We start from the raw sequence: 24,605 nt of genomic DNA, 5'->3' as shown, positions 1-24,605 counted from the left end.
TTCATTGTTAGCAATAGAGCCGAAGCAGCTTAGAGGTGCGCAATCGGGTCGGCGTTGCCGTCCGGGTCGTTCTTCACCGTGCCGCTGGTTGAGAAGTTGCGGCCGCGCATCAGCAGCACACCGGCCATGTGGGGCGTGGCCATCGAGGTGCCGCTCATCGTGGCGTAGCCACCGCCGATATAAGTAGAATAGATGTTGTAGCCGGGCATGCACACATCAATGGGCGGGTTGCCGTAATTCGAGAAGTACGCCCAGGTGTCGGTCTGGTCCATGGCCGAAACGGTGAAGATGTTCGGGCCATTCACGCGGCCGGGCGAGCTCTGGTTGGCATCCAAGGCGCTGTTGCCAGCAGCCAGGGCAAAGAGGATGCCCTTGTTGGAAGCATTGAGCACCGCATCATCAAGCGCCTGCGAAAGGCCACCGCCGAGGCTCATGTTGGCTACGTCGCCGGCCTTGCCGTTGGCCGCCACGTAATCGATACCGGCAATCACATCCGAAGAGGAGCCGCTGCCGTTGGCGTCGAGCACCCGTACGGCTACTACGGTGGCATTAGCGGCTACCCCAACTACGCCGAAGGAGTTGTTCTTGGCGCCAATGGTGCCGGCTACGTGCGTGCCGTGGCCGTTGGCATCCTGGGGAGTATAGTAGTCGGTTCCGGTGGTCAGGAACGAGCGGCTGCGGGTGGCATCCACGTTCAGGTCGGGGTGGCTCAGGTCGATGCCCGTGTCGATAATCCAGGCGGTTTTGCCCGTGCCATCGCCCGTGCCCACCCGGGCCACGCCATAAGGAACAGGCTGATAAATAATGTTGGGGTCAGTCGGAGCCGGAACAGGGTAAGTAGGAACCGGGGCCGGGGCCGGAGCCGGAGCCGGGGTCGGGTCAGTAGGAGCGGGTGCCGGAGCTGGTGCTGGCGCGGGAGCTGGTGCTGGTGCAGGGGCTGGTGCAGGGGCCGTGCCTCTGGGGGCTTTCAGGGGCTTGCCCAAGGAGATAATGCGGTCTGCCTCTACGTAGCTCACTTGGCCATCGCGGGCCAGGTCAGCTGCTTGCTGCGGCGTGAGGCTAGCGGCGAAACCCTTCAGTACGTGGCCATAGGCGACGCCTACTGCATCCGGGCGAAGGCCTTTGCCTTTCAGCAAGCCCTGGGCTGCTGCTTTTACTTTCTTTACTTTCTCCTGGTAGTCATCGGAGGGTGCGGTAGCCACCGCACCGTCTTTCAATACCACAATGTAATGACCGGGAATCACGTCGTCGGCCTTTGAATCAGAGGTTAGACTTACCGCCGAGCTTGACGGAGCAACTGTGTCTCGTGAGCATCCCACAAAAAAGGAAGTTGTGGCGAGCAGCGAGCCACTCAACAGCCAAGAAGCTAGGCGGGTATTCAGATACGGTTTTTGCATTCTGAGAAACTAGATTAAAGAAATAAATAAATCAGCGTACGGGTAAAGTCGGGTCGTAACTGCAACATATTATGACCATCTCAACCAGGAAATTTGCAATCACAATAAACGAATGTAAGAATAAAAAAAGACTTATTCCAAGAAAATTTGAGCAAAGCCTAATTATTCATTTTATTCAATGGGTGCCAAACTAGCGAGTTAGCATTAAGATTCCCTTAATTCTATCAGAATTGCATTTTTCCCTTAGGCTACCATTGAGACTTATTTTATTGCAAATCTCGACAGTATAAAATTGCTTAGTTAAAGATTTAGGTATTGTGATAATTTGCTTGTTGAAAAATAAGCTAAACTACGATATTTATTGTATAAAAGCAAGAAAAATAAAAATCACGAGCATAAAAAAGCCACCCGTGCAGTAGGCACAGGGTGGCTTCGACTTTATCAGGAAAGAAGTACTTCTTGGGCTAAAAAGAGACGGTGAGTTCTACCGGAAGCGGGGCGCGCCGGCCGCCAGAAACCCCGGGTTGCCAGGCTGGGCCGTCGCACACCATGCGCAGTGCCTCGGCATCGTAGTCGGCGCGCAGGCCCCGGACTACCTTCAGGCTGCTCACCTTTCCATCGGCTCCCACCACGATTTGCAGGCGCACCGTGCCACTCAGGCGCGGGGCATTAGGCTCGGGTTCAAACGCCGCGGCTTCGCGGCGCAGGTAGTCGTGCAGGGCCGCTTGGCCTCCCATAGGAGAAGGCTTAATGGCCAGCGCGGCGGGCATCGGGGTTGCGGCTACGCGAGCCATCGCCGCATTAGTGCTTGGTGAAAGTGCTCTTGCCAGTTGGCCAGCCATAGCCGAGCCCCGCGCCGCCACGGAATCGGGAAGCGTATCTCTTTCTCGTGCCGCCTCATCATTCTGGGCTAATGACACGGAAGACTTACTAGCTGCCGCAGGCATGGCAGATGAAATCACTTGACTTGAAGCAGTTTCATCGGTGCCAGCCGGAGCGGGCGCCGAAGCCCTGCCGGGTTGGGCTGCCCGGCTCGCCACGGCTGGGCGCTTTTGCGAGGCAGCTGCAGACCGGTGCGAGCGGCGTACCGGCCGATGCTCACTTGCCACTCGCTGCGCCTGAGCTGGAGCCACCGCCGCGTAATCAGTCGCTGTTGGTGCTTTGGGCGGGGTGGCTTCGGCTGCCGGTGGTGCACTGGGCAGCTCCGTCGCGGCCTCGGTGCGAGCAGTTGGGCTGGTGGGCGGGAGCGGAGCGGTTTGCTCGTGGGCGGCAATGGTCGGGCTGGCCTTGTGCTCCCAGCTCCAGATTCCACCGGCTACGGCGCCTACCAGCACCGCTGCGGCCGCCAGGCGCGGCCAAACCCAGCGCGTGCCAACAGCGCCGGGCTCCGGTACCTGCGTGCGGGCTTGCAGGCGGGTGCGCAATGCGGCTACGGCCTGGTCGGTGGTGGCGGCATCGGTCATGGAAAAGCCGTCGACCAGCTCGGCGCAGCGCTCGCATTCCAGGGCGTGCGCCTCGATGCGGTGCTGCTCGGCCGGGGGCAGGGTGCCGGCCGCGTACGCGCGCAGCTCCGCCGTGGCCGGGTGGGGACCGGGAGCGGGGAGCGGGGCAAAGGGCGAATCAGCGGGCGACATGAAGCGGGTTTTGAGGAGTGGCAGCAGAAGAAGGAGGCGAAGCGGCAGCAGGTGGCGGCGCGGGCGGGTCGAGCTGGCGCCGCAGCATGCGTTTGCCGTTTTGGAGGTGGCTCCGCACCAGGTTCAGTTCCAGGCCGGTTTCGGTGGCAATGTCACGGTAGCACTTCTTTTCCAGGTAAAATAATTCGAGGCAGCGGCGCTGTGCGGCCGGAAGTTGAGCCAGGGCCACCTCCATGCTTTGCAGGCGCGCTTCGGTGTTTTCGGCTTCTTCGGCAGTGGCGTCCTGCTCAAGCAGATGCCGGGCCCCGGCGGTTTCCACATCCGCGGCATCCGGAAACGTAAGAATGAGCGGGCCGGCGCTGGGGCCGCCGCGCTTGCGGGCCCGCAGCTGCATCAGGCAATGGTTTCGGGCTGTCGTGTGCAGCCAGGCTGGAAAGTTGTCGGGGGCGTGCGTGCGCAATACTTTCACCAGGTGCTCGAAGAGCTGCATCACGGCATCCTGGGCGTCTTCGTCGGGCGGGGCGAGATAGCGGCGGCACACGGCGAAGGCTTCGGGCAGGTACCGGTCGTAGAGCAGGCCCAGGTCGCCTACGTCGCCGAGCGCGCGGTAGCGGGCCAGCAGCGCCTGGTCGGAGGGAGGCGCGGCAGCAGACGAGGAGCGGCGGAAGAACATGGTGATGGGAAGATAGGCGAAGGCAATAATTTTCCTCTCACCTGTTGGCAAACCGGCCTCCTCAGGTGTCAGCAGCCTGCTGGGATTAGTGACGCAACTAGGTTAAAACGCAAGAAAGCCCCACCGTTGCAGCGGCGGGGCTTTTTATAAGCTATTTCGAATATTAACCCAAACAATAAATGAACCTATACAAGCGGACGGTAATTGCTGATAATCAGCATAGATAGTGGAATTTCGGCGACCGATATTTTTAACTTATAGGCCAGCGGCGCTGTCAGCCAAGGACTTAAAAAGAGTAGTTCAGCCCAACTTTAATCACCCGGTTTTGGGCGTCGAAACGGTTGCCGGAGTCTATTGACGTCAGGCCATAGTCGTAGCCGGCGCTCACGCCGAGGCCCATGTCGAACTGGTAACCCAAGCCGGCCACGGCCGCAAAGTCAACCTTGCGTATCTGGTCGGAGATGTCGAAGTCCTGCTTGTAGGCCGTGAAACCCAGCGCGCCAGCTTCCACACGGGCCTTGCCACTGACCAGGAACGAGGCTTGTGGGCCGGCATACAGGTAGAAGCCGGGCGTAACGAACACCTTGGCCAGCACCGGCACATCGACGTAAGCGAGGCGGGCGGTACCGGTGAGGGTGGTATTCAAGAAGTCGAGGGCCGGCACGGGCACTTTGCCTTGCAGCACGGTGCCTTTTTCGGAGTAAGAAACGCCGGGCTCAATGGCGAAGCTCGGGCCCAGGGGCAGCGTGGCGTAGACGCCGGCATAGAAGCCAGGGCGCATCTGGCGCGTGATAGTGCCATCGGGAGCGTAGCCGGCCAGGTTGGTAAAGCTTTTCACGGCGTCGCCCTGCACGTCGGACAGGTTCAGGCCGCCCCGGAAGCCGAAACGAACGCCGGAAGTGGAGCTACTGGCCGGAGTCGAATAGGAGGGCTGGGAGCCAACGGAGGCACGACGCACAGTACCCATGGGCCGGGGCGAAGGAGCAGCTTTGGGGTTGCCGTAGGCATCGCGGGCCCCCTGAGCCGAAGCGGAACTGGCAACCGCAGAAATCAAAAGGCAAGCCGCGGCCAGGCCGCCCGAAAGGCGTGAAAATTTCATAACCAATAACTTGGAGAAGGTGTGAAGGAAGCGAGCCCCTGGGCAAACCAGGCGAAGCGCCCGGCTACTGGGCCGATGAAAGGGTACATTACAAAACCGTGCCAAACCGTCTCGGCTGCGGCGCCTAGTCCTTTGCCCGTTTTTGATATTCCGACCAACGGCGGGAGTTTCCCCATTGGGAGGGAAAGACAATCGACCAAAAGCAGGCCCGGAATTATGCTTGCCAGCGGCGGGCAAGGGTAGAGCGCCGCCAATTGAAAGGAATAACTAAAAAATTAGTCTTGAAACTAAAACATTAGTTATATATTTGCGTTACCTCAGCAACATTGCTTCTTACTTACCCTCATGGACCCTTCTTCTTTTCCCGAACTCACCCGTGCCGAAGAGCAGGTCATGCAGGTGCTCTGGCGCCGCGGCCCCTCCTTCGTGAAGGACGTGCTGGCTGAGCTGCCAGCGCCTGCACCGGCCTACAATACGGTGTCTACCATCATCCGCATCCTGGAAACCAAGGGCTTTGTCGACCACGAAGCTTTCGGGCGCACCCACCGCTACTTCGTGCTGGTGGCCCAGGACGACTACCGCCGATTCTCGCTGCGCAAGCTGCTGGGCGGTCACTTCGGCAACTCCTTCAGCCGCTTGGTTTCCTTCTTCGCCAAGGAAGAAAACCTCGACGCGGCCCAGCTCGACGAACTGCTCCGCCACGCATCCCACCCCGAAACCCCCGATTCCGATGAACCCAACCAGCCTGCTTAATTGGATGCTGCTCAGCACAGTGCTGCTAGGAGCGTGGTGGCTGTGCTACCGTGTGGCGCTGCGCCAGGAGCGCAGCTTTGCCTATAACCGGGCGTATCTGGTGCTGGGGCCGCTGCTGGCGGCGGGCCTGCCGCTGCTGCCCGTAGCCTGGCCAGCGGGCTGGGGCGAGGGCACGTTTGGTGCGTTGCCCAAGGCCGCGGCGGTCTTGCTGCCCACTGTGCAGGTAAGCCCGGCGGGGCCAGCCCAAGCGGTGGAGTTGGGCTGGGCATTTTGGCTCAGTGTAATTTACGCGGCCGGGGTGGTCTTCGTGCTGGGGCGGTTGGGCTGGGAATTGGGCCAATTGTGGCTCAAGACCCGGGCGCTGCCCCGCGAGCAAGGCGCTGGCTATGCGCTGGCCCGTACCCACGGCCTGCTGCCCACCAGTTCGTTTGGCCGGGTGGTGTTTTGGGACGATACCCTGCCGCTGAGCGCCACCGAGGCCCACCAGGTGCTGAGCCACGAGCTGGCCCACGTGCACCAGGGCCACACCTACGACCGCCTGCTGCTGGAGCTGCTGCGCGCCGCACTGTGGTTCAACCCCTTCGTGTACCTGTGCGGCCGGGCGCTGGCCCTCACCCACGAGTTTCTGGCCGACGAAGCCGCCCTGCGTGCCGACTCGGCGGCGCCGTCCGCTTTTTCATCTTCTCGTTCCTACGCTCACCTTTTGGCCCGGCAAGTGGCCACCCGCCTCGGTTTCTCCATCCCGCTTGCGCACACCTTTTCCCATTCCCAAACCTTACGTCGCATTGCCATGATACAGAAAACGTCCCCTATTTCTCGCTGGAAGCAGTGGCTCGCGCTGCCGCTGCTGGCCGCCCTGGTTACCATCGTTGCCAGCGGTCAGACGGCTGCTCAGCAGGGCCCTCCCCGCACGGCTAAACTCCCTTCAGCGCGGCAGGAAAGCACGCCGCCTCCACCCCCACCGCCCGCCGAAGTTCGGGACGCGCCCTCGGCCCAATCACCCGATAAGGTTTATACCTATGCTGAGACCATGCCCCAACTGCCTGGCGGCGGAGGCAACCGTGCCATTGTGGACTACATTCAGAGCAAGCTGGTGTACCCCAACGTAGCGCCCGCCGACCGCAAAGAAGGGAGGGTATTTGTCGGCTTTATCGTATCGAAAGAGGGGCAGGTAAAGGATGTAAGAATCATCAAAGGGTTGTCGGCTGAATACGATGCGGCCGTGGTAAAAGCGGTGCAGCAATTGCCCCGCTTCATTCCGGGCCAACAAGATGGCAAAGCCGTGGCCGTCAGTTTCACGCACCCCATTCAGTTTGTAACCAGCAGCCCCAACTCAAAATAAATACTGACTCAGCCCCGCAGGGCAAAACGAAAAACTAGGCTCCCCGCAGCCAAACAAGTGAAGAAACCGCCCGAAAAGCCCCGGCCTTTGCCGAGGCCTTTCTGCGTTAGCCTCAGTATTAACCGCTCAAAATGGGCTAACTTGCGGGTAGTATCGACCCCTTAGCCCAATTTATTCAGTGTTATTTTCCTTCTTGCCGCGCCACGCTGTGGTGGCCGCATCGTTGAGCTTGCTGGCTGCCGCTGGCTTTTCTTCTTGCCAAACCCGTCCCGCCGAGGGCGAAACCCCGGCCGGCACGGCCACTGGTGTCCCCGGCGAGGCAGGAGCCAAGGCTGCTGCCCCCCTCGATTCAGCCCAACTCAAGGCCGTGGCCATGCGCCGCGATTCGCTCCGCGCCGACTCTATTGTGAAGAAGAGCGGGCAGCTGCCGGGCGCCATCCTGCCCGGCCACCGCATTGTGGCCTTCTATGGCAACATTCGCTCGAAGGGCATGGGCATTCTGGGCCGCGAGCCTAAGGAGCAGATGTTCCGCAAGTTTGAGAAGGTGCTGGATGAGTGGCGTGCCGCCGACCCCAGCATTCCCGTGCAGCCGGCTTTGCACAACGTGACCATCACCGCGCAGGGCACCCCCGGCAAAGACGGTAAATGGCGCCTGATGAACTCCAAGGCCACCATCGAAGAAGTTATCAGCTGGGCCCGCGAACACAAGTGCATCCTGTTTCTGGACGTGCAGCCGGGCCATAGCACCCTGCAGACCGAGCTGCCCAAGCTGGAGCAGTACCTGAAGTCGCCCGACATCCACCTCGGCATCGACCCGGAGTTTTCGCTCTCCACCATGCCCGGCGTGCGCCCCAACCAGCGCATCGGCACCCTCGATGCCAAGGACGTGAACTTCGCCGTGAGCTTCCTGGCCCGCATCGTGAGCGAAAACCACCTGCCCCCCAAGGTCCTGACGGTGCACCGCTTCACCCGGAAGATGATTACGAACTACAAAAACATCAAGCTCGACCCGCGCGTGCAGATTGTGATGCACATGGACGGCCACGGCGAGCCCACCCTGAAAAAGGATTCGTACCACGACTACATCCAGACGGAGCCCGTGCAGTACACCGGCTTCAAGCTGTTTTACGAGTACGACGCCCGCCCAGCTCCCCACCACATCATGACGCCTCCCGAGGTGTTGGCCCAGCTCAACCCCAAGCCGCTGTACATCCAGTACCAGTAGCAACACTGCGGACACTAGTGGCCAAACAAAAAGGGCTTCCTGCTAAATGCAGGAAGCCCTTTTTTATAATCATAACATATTCAAATCGTCACCTAATCAACTCACATAGCATAGGCTATAGCAATTAGTGGGCCGCATTTAGGTCGACAAGCGCCCCGGGCTTGTTGCGCTTGATGAGAAACACCAGCGGCAGGCAGCCCAGGAAGAAGAACCCCAGGCCCGAAAACACCTGGGCGTAGGTGATAATGGATACCTGCTTCATCAAAATGCCTTCCAGCGCGGCGTAGGCCTGCTGGCGGGCCTGCTCCAGTGGGAAGCCGCGCGACATAAAGTTCTGGGTGAAGGCCTGGATGCGCTGCACCGTGGCGGGGTCGTAAAGCGAGATGTGCGGCAGCAGCCCCACCCGGTTTTGGGCAATGCTGCGCTCCAGGTACGTACCCACGATGGCCACGCCAAACGAGCCGCCGAGCTGGCGAATCATGCCGGTAAGGCCCGCGGCCTGGCCTGCATCTTTGCCCTGCAGGCCGGCCAGGCTCATGGTGGTGATGGGCAGGAAAATCAGGCCCAGGCCCACGCCGCGCACGATAAGCGGCCAGAAAAAGTCACTTTCGCCGGCTGTGGGCGAGATGCGCGAGGCTATCCAGAACGTGAAGAAGAAGAAGATGGTGAAGCCTACCGGAATCATGAACTTCTGCGGCACGCCGTTTTGCAGCGCCTTGCCGATAATGGGCATCATGAAACCCGAGGCCAGAGCGCCCGGCAGCAGCAGGTAGCCCGTTTGGGCGGCCGAGAAGCCCAGAATCCGCTGCGTGAAGATGGGGAACACAAACACCGACGCGAACAGGCCAAAGCCCAGTACAAACGACAGGAACGCGCCCACGGCCAGGTTGCGGCTCTTGCCCAGCACGCGCAGGTCCACGATGGGCTGCTTGGCCGTGAGCTCGCGCCAGATAAAGCCCACGATGCCGATAACCGACAGCGCGGTGAAGAACATGATGTACGTGCTGTCGAACCAGTCCTCGGTTTCGCCTTGCTCTAGCACCAGCTGCAGCGAGCCTACGCCCAGAATCAGGAGGCCAATACCGGCCCAGTCAATCTCCCGCAGCGGCCGCGGAATGGCGTTTTTGATGCGCTCGGGGTCGCGGATGAACAGCAGGGTAAAGATGGCGGCCAGGATGCCCACCGGCACGTTCACGTAGAAAATCCAGGGCCAGTCGTAGTTGTCCACGATGTAGCCGCCGAGCGTGGGGCCGATGGTGGGGCCGATAATCACGCCCATGCCAAACAGGGCCTGGCCCAGCGGCAACTGCTTGGGCGGGAACGTATCGATGAGAATAGACTGCGACGTCGCCATCAAGGCGCCGCCGCCAATGCCCTGGATGAAGCGAAATGCCACCAGCTCCCAAATGTTGGTGCTTTGGCCGCAGGCCATCGAGGCGATGGTGAAGATGAGCACCGACACGAAGTAGTAGTTGCGCCGCCCAAACTGCTCGGCCAGAAAGCCGGTCATCGGGATGACAATAACGTTGGCGATGCCGTAGGAGGCCACCACCCAGCTCACTTCCTGCTGCGTAGCCGAGAGATTGCCCATCATCTGGGTCAGGGCCACGTTCACAATGCTGGTGTCAATCAACTCCAGCAAGCAGCAGAGAACCACCGTGATGACGATAATCCACTTGGTAAATCCGGTTTCCATTCTTTTCTATCATTATAGCTTTCCTGTCCTGCTGGCGGAGGAAGCATCTTATCGCCGCTGAACGAATCCGGCGTGAGAAGATGCTTCCTTCGTCAGCAGGACAGGAAGCCTGTTTACTTCACCTGCACGGTGGCATTTACGCTCATGCCGGCGCGCAGCGGGTGCTGGGGGTCCACTTTGTCGATGGCAATTTTCACGGGCACGCGCTGGGTTACTTTCACGAAGTTGCCGCTGGCGTTGTCGGGGGGCAGCAGCGCAAAGCGGGCACCGGTAGCGGCCGACAGCGACTCGACGTGGCCCTGGAACTCCTCGTGAGGGTAAGCATCTACTTCAAGTTTCACGGGCTGGCCCACTTTCATGTCTTCCAGCTGGGTTTCCTTGAAGTTGGCGATAACCCAGGTTTTCTCGCTGGCTACCAAGCCCATGAGCTGCTGGCCGGGGGATACTACCTGGCCGGGTTGCACATTTTTCTTGCTCACAATACCGTTGCCAGGGGCCACGATGGTGGTGTAGCTCAGCTGCAGCTTGGCGTTGTCGAGGTCGGCTTGGCGCTGCTTCACCACGGCCTGCGCCACGGCAATCTGCTGCTGGGCCGCCGCTACTTGCTGGCGGGCCACGCCCACCTGCTCGGAAGCGGTGGCGCGCTGGGCGCTGGTGGCGCGCAGGTTGGCTTGCACGGCATCGTACTCGCTCTGCGGAATGATATCCTGCTTGCGCAGAAAGGTGCTGCGCTTGAGGTCCTTCTGCAGCTTGGCCTGGTTGGCCTCGCTTACGCCGATGCTGGTTTGGGCGGAGCGCACGTTGGCGCTAGCCGTAGCCACGCCGGCACGAGCGGCGGCCACCTGTGCCCGAGCAGCTGCCAAGGCCGCTTCAGCGGCGTTCACGCGCTGTTGGTAGTCGGCAGCGTCCAGGGTCACCAGCACGTCGCCTTTTTTCACGGGTTGGTTGTCTTCCACCTTCACCTCGAGCACCGGCCCGCCCACGCGGGGCAGAATCGGGTACACGTCGCCTTCTACCTGGGCGTCGTCGGTGCTTTCGTGGGCTTTGGCGTACTGGTAGCGGGTCCAGCCGTAGTAGGCGCCGCCCAGCAGTATCAGCGCCAGCACAATCATAATAAGCGGGTTGCGCCGCTTGGGCTCCTCCATGGGCACGCCGGTGTCGGTAGTGGTCGCGTTGGGGTACGGAGCGGGGTCGTTTTGCACAGCGGGAGTAATTTCAGTCTGGGCCATCTTGGTAAGTATCAGGTGTCGGTGTTGAAGGAAAAGGGGAGGCAGAAGCGCGGGCGGGCAGCAGGCCCTTATTTCCCGTTTTCTGGTTGGTGAGAGGCGCGCACCAGCAGGGTGGCGCACGGGGCGGTGCGCAGCACGATTTCGGCGGTGCTACCCATCAGGAAGCGCGTCAGGCCCGTTTGGCCGTGCGCTCCGATAACAATTAAGTCGGCTTTCTGCCGGCTGGCTTCGGCTATAATTTCGGAGGCGGCTTCGCCCTGCACAATGCCGGTGTGCACGTGGGCCGCGCCGGCCTGCTCGGCATCGGCCCGAAAGCCCGTCAGCCGCTCAATGCAGGGCACGGGGCTGGCCGAAGCCGGGGCGCCAGGCAACCGGCCCGCCAGGTCTTCCTGCGGCTCGCACACGTGCAGCAGCCGCAGCTCGGCCCCGGTAGCCACGGCCAAGGCCGCTGCATACGCCACCAGCCCCGACGACGCAGCCGAGAAATCGAGCGGACAAAGGATGGTGGAGAGGTTCATTGCTGGGTGGGGTATTGGATGTAATCGGGGAGGATGTCATGCTGAGCTTGTCGAAGCATCTCGCGTGCAGCAGTAATCAACTTTGCTCAACGAAGCGGGCGAGATGCTTCGACAAGCTCAGCATGACGGGTTTTTTAGCTCAATTCAGCGTTTATTGCCAAATCTGCTCGCCGGTGGCGCGCTTGAGCTGGAACTGACCGAGGGTGTAGTTGTAAATGGCCTGGGCGCGGGCGAGGCGGGCCTGGGCCAGCTGGGTTTCAGCGTCGAGTACGTCGAGGTTGGTGCCTACATCGTAGCGGTAGCGGGCCCGGGCGCGGGTGAGAGCGTCGGTGGCTTGCGCTATTTGCCGCTCGGCGTTGTCGTAGCGGGCTTGGCTGAATTCCATGTTGTTGGCCGCTTGGCGCACATCGGCGCGGATTTGCTCCTGCGTGTCCTGCGTGCGGGCCACTGCGCTGCGGGCGTTGGCGAGGGCCTCCACGCGCTGGTTCTTGTTCTTATTGCCGTCGTAGATAGGAACTGACAGCTGCACCACGCCCACCGTGTTGGGTTTGATTTGGTTGAGCTCGGGCAGGTAGCCGTTTTTGGCACCTACCTGCGCCCCTATGCCCAGGCTGGGCATGTTGCTGCGCTCTACGAGGCGCTGCTGCAGGGTGGCGGTATTCTCAGCATCGCGGGCCAGCTTGATTTCCGGCCGGTTCTCGTACGCCTTGGTCAATTCGGCATCCACATTCACCGACTGGGGCTGAAAGGCCAGGCGGCCCTTCACCGGAATGTCGGCCTGCGTGGGCTTGTGCAGCAAGCGCGCCAGCTGCACCTGCTGGTTGCGGAGCTGGTTTTGCAGGTCAATTTTCGTGTTTTGGGCCTGCGTGATGCGCACGTCGGTCGTGGTCACGTCGAAGCGCGTGCTCACGCCGCCCTGCACCCGCTTCTCCATCTCGTTGCGGTGGGCCTGCAGCGAAGCAATCTGGGCATCCTGCACCTTAATGCTCTCACGCATAAACAGGATGTTGTAGTACACCTGCGCGGCGTTGAAAGCCAGGTCGCGCCGGGCCACGTTCACGTTGTCCTGCGCGGTTTGCACCTGCGACTCGGCCACCTTTACCGTCGCGGCGCTTTTGCCAAAGTCGAGCAGCAGGTACTGGGCCGTGATGTGGGCGTCGTAGTTATTGTTAGGCGCCAGCTGCAGCGTTTCGCCGCCAAAGGGCAGCTTCACTACGGGGTCGATGCGGGTGTAAGTGGCGGTGCCGGTAATCTGGGGCAAGAAACCGGTGCGCGTCTGGGCCAGGCGGCCGCTGGCCGCGTTGGCCAGCTCGGTGAGCGAGGTCACGCCCGGATTGGCTTCGAGCACGGAGCGGAGGGTGCCGTCCAGCGTCAGCGAATCAGAAATGACATCGGCGGCCGGGGCAGTCTGCGCAGCGGCCGAGCCAGCGCTCAGCAAAGCCAGCGCAAAGACAACGGCTGCTGGTGATGAAAAAGGAGAAGACATAAGAAAGTGCAGGTGTGTATCGCTGCCCCCCTTACCTAATGCTGTGCCAATGGGTATTGATGAGGTGTTTGAGCTTTAATAAGTCTGTAAATTAATAATAATGAATCGCTTGCGGTTTTATCTGCTTCCGGGTAAACAATGCGGCTACAAGGCTGTCTTCCTGAAATATTAGGAATTACTGTAAATTTGTTCCTGTTATTTCAGGAAAATGAGGTATTCACAAGTGCTTTAGCCAAGCAAGCTCCCTGCTCATACCCATGCCCGACCAAGACGAATCGCTGCTGCTAAACCTCAACGAAGCCATCGCGACCATGCGCGATAAGGACTCGTTGTTCAAGGTGGTCACCACCAAGTTGCGGCTGATTTTCCCTTTCGACCTCATCGGCATCAACGTGTTCGACGCCGAGCTGAAGACCAAGCGCCTGTTTCTGCGCGACTACTACGGGGCCGAGGACCCGCAGCCCGCCGTGCCGGGCAGCATGGCCAATTTCACGCCCATTGCCAATTCCCCCATCGAGCAACTGGTGGCCGACCCCCGCGTGCGGCAACTCACGCTGCAAGACTACATGGGCGCCTACCCCGACTACGAGCCGTTTGCGCGGATGCGGCAGCAGGATATTGGGCAGCTCACAGCCGTGCCGCTGCGCATCGGGGGCCACCTCACGGGCTTTCTCACGCTGGCCTCGCGCCGGGCACCCAACCTCACGCCGGCCGACGAAAAGCTACTGGAAAAAATCGGCTCGCTCATCGCCGTGGCCGTGGCCAACACGCTGGCGTTTGAGGAAGTGGCCCGCCGCGAGCAGCAGCGCACCCTGCAGCTCAACATCAACAATGCCCTGCTCAGCATCAAGCAGCGCGAGCCCTTGTTTCGGGCCGTGGCCGAGGAATTGAGCCGTGTGGTGCCGTTCGAGTACTTCGGCATTCGGGTGCAGCGGGCCGAGCAAGGCGAGGTATTTCAGGCCTTTGCCGAGTTCTCGCGCCCGGCGCCCGGCGCTCCGCTCGAAGCCCGCGACCCCGACCGTGACCAGGACGAAGGCCTGCGCGATAGTGAAAGCATCTACCGGCAAAGCACCGACTTGTTGCAGGCCGCGGCCGTGTACTCCGGCCCCGAGTTTAAGGCCCTGGCCGTGCGCTACCCGCGCCTGCGCTACGTGTACGAGCACTATCACACCCGCGCGCTGCTGGTGGCGCCCATCTGGCAGCGGCCCGACGGCGCGGCCGTACTCACGCTGTCGGCCGCCGAGCCCGACGCGTTCCAGCCCGAGGACCTGGCCACGGTGCTGGCCCTAGTGCCCCAGATTGGGCTGGCGCTCGAAAACCTCTTCGCCTTCGAGCAGATTGAGCAGCTCAAGGCCCAGGTAGAACAGGAGCGGACCTACCTGGTGGACGAAATCAACACCTCGGCTCGCTTCGGAGCCGACTCGGGTGCGTTCATCGGCAGTGGGCCGGCCCTGCAGCAAACCCTGCGGCGCATCGGCCAGGTGGCCCCGACGGATACGACGGTGCTGATATCGGGCGAAACCGGCACCGGCAAGGAGCTGGTGGCCCGCGAGCTGCACAACGCCTCGCCCCGGCACGCCCGCGCCCTCATCAAGCTCAACTGCGCGGCCCTGCCAGCCCAACTCATCGAAAGTGAGCTGTTTGGCCATGAGAAAGGCGCTTTCACGGGCGCAGTGGAGCGGCGCATCGGCAAATTTGAGCTGGCCAACGGCGGCAGCATTTTCCTCGACGAAATCGGCGAACTGCCCCTCGACCTGCAAGCCAAATTGCTGCGTGTGCTGCAGGAGCGGGAATTCGAGCGCCTGGGCGGCACCAAGGTGCTGCACTCCGATGCCCGCGTGATTGCGGCCACCAACCGCGTGCTGGCCGACGAAGTAGCCGCCGGTCGCTTCCGGGCCGATTTGTACTACCGGCTCAACGTATTTCCCATTGAGCTGGCCCCGCTGCGCGAGCGGCGCGAAGACATTGAGCCGCTGCTGCGCCACTTCGTACAGCGACTGAGCAAGCGCCTAGGCAAGCCCGTGCGCCAGGTGCGCCCCGCCGACCTAGCCGCCCTGCAGGCCTATAGCTGGCCTGGCAACATCCGCGAGCTGGAGCACGTGCTCGAGCAGGCCATCATCGTCAGCCAGGGGCCGTTTCTGGAGTTTGCGGGCTTTGCCGCCGCGCCGCTGGTGGCCGGGGCGGTGGCTGGAGCCTCGCCGGCTTCCGCGCCTATCAAAACCTTGCGCGAGCAGGAGCGAGACCATATTTTGGCGGCCCTGCAGCGCACCGGCGGCCGGGTGAGCGGGGCGCAAGGAGCGGCCTTGCTGCTCGATATCAACCCCAAAACACTGGAAGCCCGCATGAAAAAACTGGGTATTCGGCGCACGGTGGGCCTGGAGAGCTAGCGGGGCACTTGTGCCGGTGCTCTCGTCTTACTGTACAGATAGCCTTATGCACTGGAAGCGGCTTAGGCGCCAAGGGCTGCTACTTGACGAGGCTGTTAGCCTTTGCTTACTGTAGACACCAATGCCTCCGCGTGCCGTTTGTGCAGTAGCCTGTGCACAGCTCCGGCTCCCGTTAACCTTAAAAAGCGCGCCTTCTCAAAACGGATTTTACTGTTGACTAACCGTTCTCGGTACGGTAAAAAAGTAAAAAAAAATTGCGGTGGGACAGCCCGGCGTTATCGCCTTTTATCTCGCTGATTCTGTAAATGCGATGCCTAAATCGGGGCTATGCTTTCCTTGCTAAGGGCTGAGGCTAGCAGGACCTCGGCCATAACTGCCTAAATAACAATGCGTAACTTGATGGAGTCATTCCCATCCATTTATCATTCTCATTTATTCAACGTTATGGCAAACAGAGGAAATTCCAGCCAACACGAGGAAGCTGGCCGTAAAGGCGGCCTAGCCAGCCACAGCCACCGCCAAGCTGCCAGCCACCACAGCGAGGCGGCCCGCCATCACCATGCGGCCGCCGACAGCTACGACGAAGGCAACACCGAGCGCAGCGCCATGCACGCCCAGATGGCCCGTGGCCATGCCAGGGAGGCCCGTTCACAAAGCAAGCAAGCCAACCGCAGCTACGTGAGTGCCCACGGCGTCGGGCGCGGCTTTGCCGGCATGGACCCCGAGCGGCAACGCGAGATTGCATCGATGGGCGGCCGGGCCAGCCAGGGTGGTAACCGCGACTACGACGAGCGCGACGAAGACCAGCGGGGCAGTGGCCGCGGTTTTGCCAGCATGGACCGCGACCGGCAGCGGGAAATCTCGGCCATGGGCGGCCGCGCTAGTCAGGGCGGTAACCGCGACTATGACGAGCGCGAGAACGACAATCGGGACCGCGACCGGGACTACGACGAGCGCGACGAAGACCAACGCGGTAGTGGCCGCGGTTTTGCCAGCATGGACCGCGACCGGCAACGCGAGATTTCGTCGATGGGCGGCCGGGCTAGCCGCGGCGGCAACCGCGACTACGACGAGCGCGACGAAGACCAGCGGGGCGGCCGCGGCTTCGCGAGCATGGACCCCGAGCGTCAGCGCGAAATCGCCGCCATGGGCGGCCGCGCCAGCCACGGCGGCCGGGAGAATGAGCGGCGGGGCAGCACCCGCGTCCGTGACCGCGAGGAAGAGCAGCGGGGCAACGGCCGGGGCTTCGCCGGCATGGACCCCGAGCGCCAGCGCGAGATTGCAGCTATGGGCGGCCGCGCCAGCCACGGCGGCCGTGGCTCCGACCAAGGCGATGGCCAGTAGAATGCTGCCGGCTAGCTAGGACTGCTGCCTACTGCTGCGGGGTCTTGCGAGCATGGAAAAGCCCGGAACGTCTGACGTTCCGGGCTTTTGTGTTTTGAAAGTAGCTATGGAAACAAGATGGTTTTTAAGCGCTGCTTATAAGTGTGGTCCAAGCGGCTCTACTCTACAAGGCGTACCACAAGGGGCTTACTTTTTCCGTTGCAGGGCCTGCAAGGCGCCGGTAGACCACAGGGCCCAGCCCATCAGTACGGGCTGGAAAAACAAGCGGCCCAACCGCTTGGCATCGGTGTCGAGGCCAAAGGCGGAAATATGGTGGGTGTATTGGTGCACGTTGCCGGGAAACACTGCCGCGTAAAACGCAGCTAGGCCCAGACCCATTGCGACCCGGCGCCGCTTTACGAGCAGCAGCGCCAGCCCCAGCCCAATCTCGGCCACCCCCGATAGCAGCACCACGGTGTCTTTGTTCAGCGGTACAAAATCGGGCACTTGGGCCTGAAAATCCTGCCGGGCAAAGGTGAGGTGCCCCGTGCCGGCCACTACCATAAAGGAGCCCAGCAGCCCGCGGGCCACGTTTTGCCAAGTTGTCGTGTGCGTTTGGTTGAGCATGGCTTTCTGAGTGGTTAGTCGAAAGCTTGGCTATACGGTGGGCAGGCGAGTGCGGACAGTAAAAGGGAATGGTGGCTAAGGCGTCTCGGCTACCCGATGGCCGGGCAAGCATACCATTGCAGTTACGAAAACGCCTCGCTGTAATACTGCATATTCCACAGGGGAATATAGGTCTTAGCGAACTCACTCTTCCCAATCACGTACTTGGCCAGCAGTCGCTTTCCAACGATAGTGGGATGGTAGACAAACACGTAAAGCATGAGCAAAACCGTGAACACGGTAGCGTCTATCAAGCCCAATTTGCTCAGTAGAGCAAGAATCAGCAAAGGCGCTACCAGGAGCGAGTAGAAGGAGAAGGTTTTCATGCCGCCAAGGTAGTGGAAGTAACTGAAGTTGTGAGTATTCAGCTCAATTTAATGGGCCTCCAGCCAGTTATTGCCGGTGCCCACTTCCACTTCCAGCGGCACGCCGCGGGGCAGCAGCAGCGCATGGGTCATCAGCTCCTTGATTTTGGGCGTGATGTATTCCACTTCCTCTTTCACGGCATCGAACACCAATTCGTCGTGCACCTGCAGAATCATACGGGTCTGGAGCTTCTCCTCGCGCAGCCAGTGGTAGATGTTAATCATGGCCATCTTGATGATGTCGGCGGCCGTGCCCTGGATGGGGGCGTTGATGGCGTTGCGCTCGGTGTAGCCGCGCAGCGTGGCGTTGCGCGAGTTGATGTCGCGCAGGTAGCGGCGGCGCTTGAGCAGGGTTTCGGCGTATTCCAGCTCGCGGGCCTTGTTGATGCTCTCGTCCATGAACTGCTTCACCGACGGAAACTCCTGGAAGTACGTCTCGATGATGTCGGTGGCTTCCTTCCGGCCAATGCCGATGCGTTGAGCCAAACCAAAGGCCGAAATGCCGTAGATAATGCCGAAGTTGACGGTTTTGGCCTTGCGCCGCATGTCGCTGTCCACTTCCTCAATCGGCACTTTGAAGACCTTGCTGGCCGTGCTGGCGTGAATGTCGAGCCCCTGGCGGAAGGCCTCAATCATGGTTTTGTCGCCCGAGAAGTCGGCCATGATGCGCAGCTCCACTTGCGAGTAGTCGGCCGCGAGCAGCACGTGGTTTTCGTCGCGCGGCACGAAGGCCTTGCGGATTTCCCGGCCCTTTTCCGTGCGGATGGGAATGTTCTGCAGGTTGGGGTTAGTGCTGCTCAGGCGGCCGGTGGCCGTCACGGCCTGGTTGAAGTTGGTGTGCACGCGGCCATCGGCCACGCACACCAGTTGGGGCAGCGCCTCCACGTAGGTCGAGCGCAGCTTGGTGAGCTGGCGGTACTCCAGAATCAGGGCCACGATGGGGTTGTCGGCAGCCAGCAAACTCAGGATTTCCTCGCCGGTGGCGTACTGGCCGGTCTTGGTTTTCTTGATTTTGCCGCCGCCAATCTGCATTTTGTCAAACAGCACCTCGCCCAACTGCTTCGGCGAGCCGATGTTGAACTCCTGCCCGGCTTCGCGGAAAATCTGGGTTTCGAGCTCCGAAATGTAGCCTTGCAGCTCGGCCGAGTACTCGTTCATGGCGTTGGAATCAATCCGCACGCCCTCGTACTCGATGCTGGAGAGCACCGGCACCAGCGGGTTTTCCACGTCGTTGAGCAAGCCGAGCAGGCCCAGGTCCTGCAGCATGGGCTCAAACACGTGTTTGAGCTGTAGGGTCACGTCGGCGTCTTCGCAGGCGTAGTCCTTTACCTCTGCGGGCGGGATGTCGGCCATGGTTTTCTGCTTCTTGCCCTTGGGCCCAATCAGCTCAAGAATGGACACTGGCGAGTAGTGCAGGTAGGTTTCGGCCAGCACGTCCATGTTGTGGCGCATGTCGGGCTCGATGAGGTAATGCGCCAGCATGGTGTCGAACAGCTTGCCGCTCACTTCCACGTTGTAGTGCCGCAGAATCGTGAGGTCGTACTTCACGTTCTGCCCAATTTTCAGAATGTGTTCAGCCTCGAAAAACGGGCAGAATTCGTCCACAATGGCCTGGGCGGCTTGCTCATCATCCGTAGGCACGGGCACGTAGTAGGCCTCGCCCGGCAGCCAGCAGAAGCTCAGGCCCACGAGCCGCGCCGTCATGATGTCGAGCCCGGTGGTTTCGGTGTCGAAGCTGACTTCGGTTTGCTGCAACAGGAAGCCCAGCAGCATCTTCCGCAGCTCCGGGGTGTCAATCAAATGGTACTGGTAGGGCACGTCTTCCAGGCGCTTGCGCGGGCCGCTGGGCGCGCCGTAGCGGCCGGTTTCGCCTTCCTCAGCGGCGATGGCCACGGCTTCGTCGCCGGGGTTGGCAAAGAGCGAGGCCTGGCCGGCCGCCACCCGCGGGCGCCGGGCGCCGGTAGTTCCCGGCTTGGCCACGCTGGCCGGGGTGCGGGGCGGGCCGCCGCTGAGCACGCGGGCCGCCAGCTGCCGGAATTCCAGCTCGTCGAACAGTTCGCGCAGCTTGGCTTCGTCGGGGGCATCCAGCACAAGCGCGTCCGGCTCGAAGGGCAGCGGCACGTTCACGTGGATGGTAGCCAGCTCCTTGCTCATCAGACCCTGCTCGGCAAAGTTGCGCACGTTTTCTTGCTGCTTGCCTTTGAGCTCATCCACATGGGCCAGCAGGTTTTCCACCGAACCATACTTCTGAATCAGCGTCTTGGCCGTTTTCTCGCCGATGCCCGGAATGCCGGGAATGTTGTCGCTGGCGTCGCCCTGCAAGCCCAGAATGTCAATCACTTGCTCCACCCGCTCAATTTCGAAGCGGGCCAGCACGTGGTCCACGTCCAGAATCTCGGCTGCGTTGCCCATGAAAGCCGGGCGGTAGATTTTGATGTGCTCCGTCACCAGCTGGCAGTAGTCCTTGTCGGGCGTCATCATGTACACCTCAAAGCCCTGGGCCTCGGCCCGCTGCGCCAGCGTGCCAATCACGTCATCGGCCTCGAAGCCGTCCAGCATCAGCACCGGAATATGGAAGGCCTGAATGATTTTCTTGATGTAGGGAATGGCGATGCCGATGTCTTCGGGCATGGCCTGGCGCTGGGCCTTGTAGGCAGCAAACTGGTCGTGGCGAAACGTCTTCTTCGGGCCATCGAAGCACACGCCAATGTGGGTGGGCTTCTCCTTTTGCAGCACCTCCACCAGCGTGTTGGTGAAGCCGAGCACGGCGCCCGTGTTCATGCCCTTGGAGTTGATGCGCGGGTTTTTGCTGAACGCAAAGTGCGAGCGGTAAATCAGCGCAAAGGCGTCGAGCAGGAAGAGCTTTTTGGCAGGAGCGGCGGGTTGTTCAGGCATAGTGCGAAGGTACGGGCGGCGGCTGTAGAAGGGTACAGCTTATCGAAACCGAACGGATGAAAAGCGTCCGGCCGCGCGTTGCTTTTATGCAGTAGCACGTCATGTTGAGCAGCACGAAGCATCCGGTTGGCTTGCTAATCCAATCGTCCGTTATGCTGACGCAGGAAGCATCTTATCAGGTTAGCTCAATTCGTTCGAACGTGATAAGATGCTTCGCAGGCTCAGCATGACAGACGATTGATTTGCTTACAGTACCGGTTTCACCTCCAGCACGAAGCTGGTGCTGCCCGATAGCCCGGAAGAAGCAAGGCCCTGCAACACCACTAGGTAGCGCCCGGCCTGGTCGCCGGTGTAGAAATACTGCGTGTTGGGCTGAGATGCCGTCGTGTTGATGTTCGGATTCCAGTAGAGCAGGTTGCGCAGGTCGGGCAGGCGGCTTTGCTTTTCCTGGGGCGTATCGTAGCGCGGGGCGTAGAACTCCCGCTGCCGCTGCACGCCTTCGTACTGCTGCACCAATACCCGCGGGTCGAGTGAGAAGCCTTCCAGGTCGCCTTTGTAGGTGGTGAAGCTCACGATGCCGTCGTAAACGGCCAGTCCCTGAAAATAATGGCCATCGATAACGTCCAGCTTCCGAATCTTGAGCGGGTTCATGGCCATGATTTTGTTCATGTTGAACACCGGCACGCCATCCAACAGCACCAAGGGGTTGTCCTCGAAAACCGTTTTGTTCAGCTTGTCTACCACCTGCAGGTGAAAGCCATCCTTCCGGATGCGCACCACCACGCCGGGCACGTACTCGCGCAGTACCTCCTCCATCACCTTAAACCGGGTGTACTTGTCGAGCAAATACGTTTCGTTGGGCTTGCCGAAAAACGGCAGGCTGTCGACGGGCTGCGCGGCAAAGCGGCTGCGGTACTTGCCCGAAAACACGTTCTGCACCTGGGCCTGCAGGTTGCGCTTGGCGTAGTCGTTTTGGAAGCGCGCCGTGAGGCCAAACGAGGGCAGCGGCGCGCCGGAATACTGCGCGGAGAACGGGTCGAAAATGGTGAGCTGGCCGGTGCTGTCCTGCTTGGGGTCGGTTTGCACCACGATTTCCTGCGCGCCCACAAAATTGTTCAGCTCAAACTGCACCCGGCCGTCGGCGTCGCTCTGCGAGTTGCTGAGCTGGGTGATGCGGCTCGGCGACGACAGGAACGTCATCACGCCCGGCTTGGGCTGGTTGGTGCCGGGCCGGGTGAGGCGCCCCCGAACAAGCAGGCCGTTGGGCTCCGGTAGGAACTCGAATGGCTTGGGCGAAGCGGCCAGCACGTCTTCCCACCGAAACCGGCTCCAGCCCTGCGTAAGCATCAGGTTATCGGCCGCTTCGGCGGCCTCCGGGCTGGTGGTCGTGAAGTAATAGTCTGGATTTTCTACGGTGCCCTTCAGGTCCGACGTGAGCCAGAGCGAACGGTCGATGGCGGGTGGCAGCGCGGTATTGAGCGAATCGAGCCGGTAGACGGCCATGGATAAGCTGGCCGGCAGCGGGGTTTGCTGGTCGGCGGCGGCTATCTGCACGCTTACTTTATCGCGGGTGGTGTACTGCGCCTTATCGGGTTGAGCTGAAATGGCGAGCCGGTGCTGGGGCGCCTGGAAATACAGCCGCTCGCACAGCGGCTGCTGAGCCGCATTAAACAGCGTGAAGTGCGAAACACCCTCCAGCAGCTGGGCTTTGCTCACCACAAACGAGGCCTGGCCGTTGACCAGCTGCGCCTGCAGGGCCACGGGCGCTTTTTGGCGGGAGTGGGCCAGCAGAAACACGGTTTCGGGCTGGGAGTTAGTGGCGTTCACCGTCACGGTGAGTTGGTCGGGGCTCGTGTTTTCCAGGCGCAGCACGTAGCCTTGCGCGTACACCCGGGGCAGCTTGCGGCGGATAGCCGGCGCCTTGCCCGGCGCAACCACCGCCGTGTAGACTTCCTGGTCCGACGCGGGCGTGAACGCGAAGCTGCCCATGCCCAGCCGGAGCGTTTTGAACGTGGCCACCACGGCCCCGCTTTGGTTCAGCACCTTGCCATCGGCGGCGATGCCTTTGCCGGACTTGTCGGTGATTTTAAAGGCCACTTTGCTGCGGAGGCCCTTCACAAGGTTGCCGCCTTCCGGGAAAAACTGGGCCTCGTACGTGGCCGAATCCTTGCTCCCCGCTCCTGAGGCCGTGAGCGTGTTAATCACCGTGATGGCGCTGTGGAAGTAGCCTTCGGGCCCGAAGTTTTTCATCCAACTGGTGTAGGCCCGCACCGTGTAGCTGCCGGCCGCCAGCGAAGCCGGCAGCAGAAAGGAGCCCTGGCCGGAGGCGTTTTTCAAGGCCACTTTGGTTTGCAGCACGGGCTGGTGCTCGGCATCCAGCACCTCCACGTAGGCCACGCTGCTCAGGGCCAGGGTCCGGGAGTAGGTGCCCTCCACCGCATAAACTTTAAACCACATGGTTTCGCCGCTCAGGTACACGGGCCGGTCCAGGTGCAGGAAAAGTTTTTCGTGGGGGCCGCGCTGCTGGTAGGCGGTGAGCTTCCCGGCCAGACTGCCTGCGGCATCGGCTTGGGCGGCTGCACTGCCGGCGCCGGCCACCCAGAGCAAAAACAGCAGCCCCAGCAGCTGAGTGGGGCGGGCACCTACCGAAGCCCAGCGTAAAAATGCAGCCATGTTGAAGCAGCGCATAAGATTGACTTAGAATAATTAAGGCCAGAAAGACGGCTTCGCCACTGTGCCCCGCAGGCGGCAATCGAGGCAATTGGGCACGGCGACGAAAATGCCGATTTCTCCGGTAAGCGGGTGCTTGCCTTCTACCACAGGCAGGTAGTCGAACTTGCCCAAAACCCTTTCCTGTATCTGTGCAATGGTTTCACCGGGCACATCATAGCTAACGAATTCTGGGGGAATACATTTCTCGTATCCAGAGAGCGGGTCGGTACCGGCTGGCAGGTCGGCGCGGGCAATGAAAATGCGTTTTTCCGTGACCGTATGGGCGCCCACAAAGCCCAGAACCGGCTCGGCTGGGTTGCTCACACAGTGCACGTTGCCGGTAAGTTGAGCTGGCTGCGGGTCGAAGAGCGTGCCGATGCTTTCCGTGTTTTTGCGCAGCAGGTCCCAGTAAGCGTATTCCTCCTTCGTCAGGGCATATTGACGCACCAGGATGCTGTAGCGAGTGAACAGACGCTCCGTATTGGCCGGCAGCACCCGCAAGCGGTGTTCGGCCACCACATCCTGCGCCAAGGACGTGGTTTTGTCGATTTGAACCGTTTTGGCGATATCGGTGCCCCAGCAAACCCGGGGCAGGGGCACTGCCCGAAATCGCAGTGCGTGATTGGTGTATTCCAGTCCGGTATCGTAGGCGGGCCTGATTTCCCAGGTTTCGTCGTAGTCCCAGCGGTAGTATTGGGTGCTGTTTGTGGCGTCGTGGGCACTGACCAAAACCCTGAATTCGGAGTTCTCGAATTTCCAGGTGATGGCATCAATGGGCGGGGTGAGCTTGTCCGGCACAAAGTCCGAAGCGTACTCTTTGCCCCCCGCAGTGGTTAGGTGCAGGCGGTATTTCTTGGCCGGGTTCAGGGCCAGCGCGGCCGAGGAGTAGGTGCCTGCCGGCGCCTCGCGCAGGGTGTAGCGCGGGCCGTTCTCTTCTTCTACGTACGCCGTGGCCTTGGTCTCGGGCGGTGGAGCCAACGCCGAGCCGATGGCGTAGGTGCGTGAAAGCTTGATGGAACTGATGCCTTGCGGGTTGATAAAGCCATCCACGACCAAGTAGCTCGGCGGCGCCTTGATGGCGGCCGGCAGGTACGGGTCGGTGCAGCCCGACAGCAATAGCACGGCCAGCCAGCCCAGGCAGGCGCACAGCCCAACGGGAACCGAATGGTTAGAAAGTGCTAGGTTGGTGCGAAGCATGGAGCTGG

Annotated in this window: 18 protein-coding genes; 5 read left to right on the top strand and 13 right to left on the bottom strand. The window is 61.1% G+C overall.

Annotation, left to right across the window (positions count from 1 at the left end):
* Positions 1 to 29: 29 nt before the first annotated feature.
* The 4 genes from LJ738_RS13600 to LJ738_RS13585 all read right to left on the bottom strand — a co-directional run bounded on the left by LJ738_RS13600 (position 30) and on the right by LJ738_RS13585 (position 4,803).
* Positions 30 to 1,244: a S8 family serine peptidase gene (locus LJ738_RS13600; protein ID WP_227786952.1), complete on the bottom strand. Its 1,215-nt coding sequence runs from the start codon at positions 1,242 to 1,244 to the stop codon at positions 30 to 32.
* Positions 1,245 to 1,861: 617 nt separating this feature from the next.
* Positions 1,862 to 3,031 (bottom strand): energy transducer TonB, encoded by a 1,170-nt coding sequence (locus LJ738_RS13595; protein WP_227786950.1) that lies wholly within the window; start codon positions 3,029 to 3,031, stop codon positions 1,862 to 1,864.
* Positions 3,018 to 3,704, bottom strand: a complete 687-nt coding sequence (locus tag LJ738_RS13590) for an RNA polymerase sigma factor (RefSeq protein ID WP_227786949.1) — start codon at positions 3,702 to 3,704, stop codon at positions 3,018 to 3,020. The genes LJ738_RS13595 and LJ738_RS13590 overlap by 14 nt, the downstream gene beginning before the upstream one ends.
* Positions 3,705 to 3,990: 286 nt before the next feature.
* Entirely contained in the window at positions 3,991 to 4,803 is an 813-nt protein-coding gene (locus tag LJ738_RS13585; RefSeq protein WP_227786947.1) for a porin family protein, read from the bottom strand.
* A 345-nt stretch (positions 4,804 to 5,148) separates the two neighbouring features.
* Between LJ738_RS13585 and LJ738_RS13580 the strand changes: the two genes are divergently transcribed.
* The 3 genes from LJ738_RS13580 (at position 5,149) to LJ738_RS13570 (ending at position 8,123) form a co-directional block, all read left to right on the top strand.
* On the top strand, positions 5,149 to 5,556 hold the full coding sequence (locus LJ738_RS13580; RefSeq protein WP_227786945.1) for a BlaI/MecI/CopY family transcriptional regulator: 408 nt from the start codon (positions 5,149 to 5,151) through the stop codon (positions 5,554 to 5,556).
* Between the two features lie 4 nt (positions 5,557 to 5,560).
* Positions 5,561 to 6,898 carry a TonB family protein gene (locus LJ738_RS13575; RefSeq protein ID WP_227786944.1) on the top strand — a complete coding sequence of 446 codons (1,338 nt, stop codon included), beginning with the start codon at positions 5,561 to 5,563 and terminating at the stop codon, positions 6,896 to 6,898.
* 193 nt (positions 6,899 to 7,091) lie between these two features.
* Positions 7,092 to 8,123, top strand: coding sequence for a hypothetical protein (locus tag LJ738_RS13570; protein ID WP_317206803.1), 1,032 nt, complete (start codon positions 7,092 to 7,094; stop codon positions 8,121 to 8,123).
* Between the two features lie 124 nt (positions 8,124 to 8,247).
* On the opposite strand, the gene LJ738_RS13565 is transcribed toward LJ738_RS13570, so the two are convergent.
* The 4 genes from LJ738_RS13565 to LJ738_RS13550 all read right to left on the bottom strand — a co-directional run bounded on the left by LJ738_RS13565 (position 8,248) and on the right by LJ738_RS13550 (position 13,052).
* Positions 8,248 to 9,819, bottom strand: coding sequence for a DHA2 family efflux MFS transporter permease subunit (locus LJ738_RS13565; RefSeq protein ID WP_227786942.1), 1,572 nt, complete (start codon positions 9,817 to 9,819; stop codon positions 8,248 to 8,250).
* Between the two features lie 113 nt (positions 9,820 to 9,932).
* A complete protein-coding gene (locus LJ738_RS13560; RefSeq protein ID WP_227786940.1) occupies positions 9,933 to 11,048 on the bottom strand; it encodes an HlyD family secretion protein in 1,116 nt (371 codons plus the stop codon).
* Positions 11,049 to 11,116: 68 nt separating this feature from the next.
* On the bottom strand, positions 11,117 to 11,566 hold the full coding sequence (locus tag LJ738_RS13555; protein ID WP_227786938.1) for a universal stress protein: 450 nt from the start codon (positions 11,564 to 11,566) through the stop codon (positions 11,117 to 11,119).
* A 151-nt stretch (positions 11,567 to 11,717) separates the two neighbouring features.
* Entirely contained in the window at positions 11,718 to 13,052 is a 1,335-nt protein-coding gene (locus tag LJ738_RS13550) for a TolC family protein (protein ID WP_227786936.1), read from the bottom strand.
* A 257-nt stretch (positions 13,053 to 13,309) separates the two neighbouring features.
* Between LJ738_RS13550 and LJ738_RS13545 the strand changes: the two genes are divergently transcribed.
* A complete protein-coding gene (locus LJ738_RS13545) occupies positions 13,310 to 15,439 on the top strand; it encodes a sigma-54-dependent Fis family transcriptional regulator (RefSeq protein WP_227786934.1) in 2,130 nt (709 codons plus the stop codon).
* Between the two features lie 444 nt (positions 15,440 to 15,883).
* Positions 15,884 to 16,783, top strand: coding sequence for a KGG domain-containing protein (locus LJ738_RS13540; RefSeq protein ID WP_227786932.1), 900 nt, complete (start codon positions 15,884 to 15,886; stop codon positions 16,781 to 16,783).
* Positions 16,784 to 16,969: 186 nt separating this feature from the next.
* On the opposite strand, the gene LJ738_RS13535 is transcribed toward LJ738_RS13540, so the two are convergent.
* The 5 genes from LJ738_RS13535 to LJ738_RS13515 all read right to left on the bottom strand — a co-directional run bounded on the left by LJ738_RS13535 (position 16,970) and on the right by LJ738_RS13515 (position 24,597).
* Positions 16,970 to 17,389: a DoxX family protein gene (locus LJ738_RS13535; RefSeq protein WP_227786931.1), complete on the bottom strand. Its 420-nt coding sequence runs from the start codon at positions 17,387 to 17,389 to the stop codon at positions 16,970 to 16,972.
* A 122-nt stretch (positions 17,390 to 17,511) separates the two neighbouring features.
* Entirely contained in the window at positions 17,512 to 17,754 is a 243-nt protein-coding gene (locus LJ738_RS13530; RefSeq protein ID WP_227786929.1) for a hypothetical protein, read from the bottom strand.
* A gap of 48 nt (positions 17,755 to 17,802) precedes the next feature.
* Complete coding sequence (gene polA / locus LJ738_RS13525; RefSeq protein WP_227786927.1) at positions 17,803 to 20,688, bottom strand: DNA polymerase I; 2,886 nt, start codon at positions 20,686 to 20,688, stop codon at positions 17,803 to 17,805.
* 246 nt (positions 20,689 to 20,934) lie between these two features.
* A complete protein-coding gene (locus LJ738_RS13520; RefSeq protein ID WP_227786925.1) occupies positions 20,935 to 23,361 on the bottom strand; it encodes an MSCRAMM family protein in 2,427 nt (808 codons plus the stop codon).
* A gap of 33 nt (positions 23,362 to 23,394) precedes the next feature.
* Positions 23,395 to 24,597 carry a DUF4249 domain-containing protein gene (locus tag LJ738_RS13515; RefSeq protein WP_227786924.1) on the bottom strand — a complete coding sequence of 401 codons (1,203 nt, stop codon included), beginning with the start codon at positions 24,595 to 24,597 and terminating at the stop codon, positions 23,395 to 23,397.
* Positions 24,598 to 24,605: the final 8 nt, after the last annotated feature.

This window comes from Hymenobacter plasmatis (assembly GCF_020711255.1).
Lineage (GTDB): Bacteria > Bacteroidota > Bacteroidia > Cytophagales > Hymenobacteraceae > Hymenobacter.
Note: the sequence above shows the minus strand (reverse complement) of the source record. Positions and strands in the feature narration are given on the sequence as shown.